Source organism: uncultured Nostoc sp., assembly GCF_964245575.1.
GTDB lineage: Bacteria > Cyanobacteriota > Cyanobacteriia > Cyanobacteriales > Nostocaceae > Nostoc.
This window is the reverse complement of the sequence record NZ_CAXTNP010000483.1, coordinates 1-3,403: the sequence shown is the minus strand read 5'-3', so window position 1 is coordinate 3,403 and position 3,403 is coordinate 1. Positions and strand designations below refer to the sequence as shown.

Annotated in this window: 4 protein-coding genes; 1 reads left to right on the top strand and 3 read right to left on the bottom strand. The window is 44.7% G+C overall.

The features are described from left to right. The first annotated feature begins 431 nt into the window (after positions 1-431). Positions 432-572: a hypothetical protein gene (locus tag ACFFAP_RS37315; protein ID WP_375515924.1), complete on the top strand. Its 141-nt coding sequence runs from the start codon at positions 432-434 to the stop codon at positions 570-572. A gap of 116 nt (positions 573-688) precedes the next feature. On the opposite strand, the gene ACFFAP_RS37310 is transcribed toward ACFFAP_RS37315, so the two are convergent. From ACFFAP_RS37310 to ACFFAP_RS37300, 3 genes are all read right to left on the bottom strand, one after another. Beyond that, positions 689-2,221: a glycosyltransferase gene (locus ACFFAP_RS37310; protein ID WP_375515923.1), complete on the bottom strand. Its 1,533-nt coding sequence runs from the start codon at positions 2,219-2,221 to the stop codon at positions 689-691. 231 nt (positions 2,222-2,452) lie between these two features. After that, entirely contained in the window at positions 2,453-2,773 is a 321-nt protein-coding gene (locus ACFFAP_RS37305; RefSeq protein WP_375515922.1) for a transposase, read from the bottom strand. A gap of 33 nt (positions 2,774-2,806) precedes the next feature. Then, positions 2,807-3,181: a condensation domain-containing protein gene (locus ACFFAP_RS37300; protein WP_375515921.1), complete on the bottom strand. Its 375-nt coding sequence runs from the start codon at positions 3,179-3,181 to the stop codon at positions 2,807-2,809. Positions 3,182-3,403 lie beyond the last annotated feature (222 nt).

The window sequence follows — 3,403 nt, the reverse complement described above, 5'->3', positions numbered from 1 at the left end:
ACACTTGCTGTATAATTGCTTTCAAACTATAATATTTTCAAGGTTCGGTGTCCCTTAAGCGTTGCTCTTTCTCGCTTCGCTTCAGGCACTTATTCAATATAGCGAACCAATTTTGATGTGTCAACTATTTTTTCCAAAATATTTTTGGATAGCTTTTGAGTCTCCTGAAACTATCTACAGTACTCTCTTTGTAGGCAACAATGGTTTATGCACTGTGCCAACTAAGGATGGGGGAAGCGTGAATTTTCAGTTGAAACCTGAATAAGGGGGATGACTGGCAATGGTTGGGTAACCGATTCTAGGGTAGAGTTCGCACTTTAATCCTCAACCAATGACAACTCACTATCCATTTAGGTAAAGAAAATGTAGCCGAGCAATAGCCAAGACAGCTAGAGAATCAGGGAAAAGATTAGGTTATTAAACTTAATGAGATGGTATTATGCCCGACAACTAAGCGATCGCTTCTGAGTAATTGTTTGGGATCTACCAGGTTAGGAAAATCAGATATAGCGACAAAACCTGTGGCGATCGATCACATGAAAGCAGAATTACTTTACTCTGAATCACCATAAAACCAGGTGGACACATGGCATTAATCGAACAAAACCAGTAATTTGCCGAAACAGTCAGCACGTTTTGCGCTGGCTGCTCATAGCTGGGATAATTACCTAGAACTTCCTTTGCTTCTTCACAGGCTAGATGTACTTAGTACCTTTTGGTTAGAGCCAAAGTAGAGGTCGCCCAATTCTTCCAAAAAAACATCGGTCTGCGATTCTGGATTACGGAAGTAGGGATGAATGGGAAGGAGTTTAGTGCGAGGGCGAGTTTCCGGTGAAGACAGAATCTGCTCAAACAAAGTCAGGTAGTTTTCAGCAGTAGATTCCCAAGTGTACGTCTTCAGCACCCGTTGCTGACCCGCTTGGGCAAAATACTCCCACTCCTGAGCATCACATAGCAACCGCTCCAAGCCCCGTGCAATATCAGCAGGATCTTCTGGGTCAACGAGTACGCCATATTCCTTATTTCCCTGTCGCAAGCTCTCGCTTGGACCACCGTTCTTAGTTGCTACCACTGGTAAACCTGCAACTGCTGCTTCTAAGGGAGCAAGCCCAAAGGGTTCGTAGAGTGCGGTCAGGGCAAATACTGAGCGGCGTTTAACCATAAACCGATAGGCTGCTGCCAGTGACTCTTGAGACTGATCTGACAAGCCAAAGGCACTCACCTTGCCCCACAAGTCGTTTTCTTTTACCACTTTCCGAATGGGAGCTAATACCTCTTCAGCTATACCGTCACTAGTTTCCTCTCGTAAAGGATCGTCCAGCCCCCCTGTAAGTAGCACCAAGTTAGCTTGTTCCTGAAGTGTTGGACTCATTGCAAAGGCTTGCACTAGCCCTAATATATTTTTTTTAAGCTCTAATCTACTCGATGCTATGATGACGGGCAAATCTCGACGGGCTTCTGCAATGTCCCGTGCCAATCGCTCCTGAATGAGTTCTTCGGTAGCCTGCTCGTTTTCGGAACGTGCCTTTGCACCGAAAATCGAGAAATCTGCTCCCGGTGGAATCACTGCAAAGCGGTTGTCGTTGTCTATATCCACTGCACCACTATAGACTCTATGAGAATACTGTTCAAAGCGTTCTTGTCGTGTACTGGTGATATTAACGGCCGAGCGATTCATGCTCAGGCGTTCGGCTAAAATGCGATATCTGAAATAGAATTGCTCGTCTATTTCTGTGAGATTCTCTGGGGTGACTTCCAGTTTGTCCATCTTTTGAGCGCCGAGAGAATGAGCAGTAAAGGTAAAAGGTATGCCTGCCTCCTCTTCAATTAGAACACCACACAGTCCTCCATCGCCGTAGTGAGCAGTCATAGCATCGGGTAAGCCACCTTGCTGTTGATAAAACTTCAAGGTGTTGGGTATCCAATCAGCAACTAGATGAGGCCATAACAGCTCTTTAGAGAGAAATTCTTTTGGTCCAGCTGGTAAGCGGATAATGCGGACGTTATCGACCCCTGGATAAGTGTCAATCGCTTGGGCAAACTCTGGCCACTCCGGGTCAATGATTTGACGGGTGAGAATATCAACTTTATGACCCATTTGAGCGATGGCTATGGCGACTTGCTTAACGTAGATCAACTGACCCCCAAAATCTGGGTGTTTCGTGATGTGGCTATTGCCTGAATCAAAATTGCCTTGAGGGTTGAGAAATCCAATGTGCATCGCCCACTTCCTAATACAGGTTGATTTCTACTAGAGATTTTTGCCTGAAGACGGCAGCATCACAGCTTAGTGAGCTTGTTAAAAACTCCCAAGGCTGAAAAACGCAGGCAGTGAGGCTGTATATAAATACCATTAACAAGTAAGTCAAAGGGTTTTTATTGATTCCCTTTAGCTTACAGGATGTTTGAAAAGTATTTTTCGTAAGATCAAAGCCTCGGAAACCTAACCCCCCTAGCCCCCCATTCCCGCACTTCGCACCGCGGCACGAAGTGCGGGAATGGGGATTTCAAAGCCTCTCTCCGCTTGCCTAACGGCAGGCTGACGCCAACGGGGAGAGGAATGGAAACGGGGTTTATAGTATACTTTACGACTCCCCCCACGCGGCAGGTCACACCATCGACACCCAGTAATCAAAATGTACAACAGGCTATTTAATACATGGCGATATGGTGCATGAGGCATTCCTTTACCACGCTGGGATGCCTGCTTAGGAAATATATCCTCAAATAACTTCCATTCCAGGTCGCTCAATCCGTTAAAACGTCCAGCCATCAACTGACACACCCAACTCAAATCAAAAATAGATTACCACAATCTTATATTAGTGGGATAGGTTCGTATATCTATTAGGGGAAGAGGTATGGTTAAGCTGGGTGCGTTAGCGCAGCTTTCGGCAGTAATCGCCTGCACTGGTTGCTGCTGTACCATCACAAACCTAGTGCGTAAGGTTTCGTGGCGACGGACAATTTTGTTGAATGTCTGCTTTAAGGCGGTAAAGTGCAGGGAACCTGTTAGGCGAAGTGCTGTTGACACATTGTAAAATGGATTGCCCGGTGCTAACTGATCCAGAAACCACAATCGCTGCTGGGCGAAAGAAGTGGGGAAGACAAAAACCTCTGCTTCATCAGAAAAATTAAGTTTTTCATCAGCCGTGAGGCTACTGAAAATATACTGGCTCATAACAATATCTTTGCCAAAAAAAGAGTATGAAGACAGAGGGATGATGTAGTAAAGTTATTTCTTCCACAACGATCATGCATTCGCTAAAAGCAACCCATCTTTGACATCCTATCACTCTAGATGATGCCTGCTACTACATATAAATACTACAATAATAAGTCAATAAAAAATGGCATTATAATTTCATAAAAGATGTTTTAAATAAGTATATATGTTGGTATC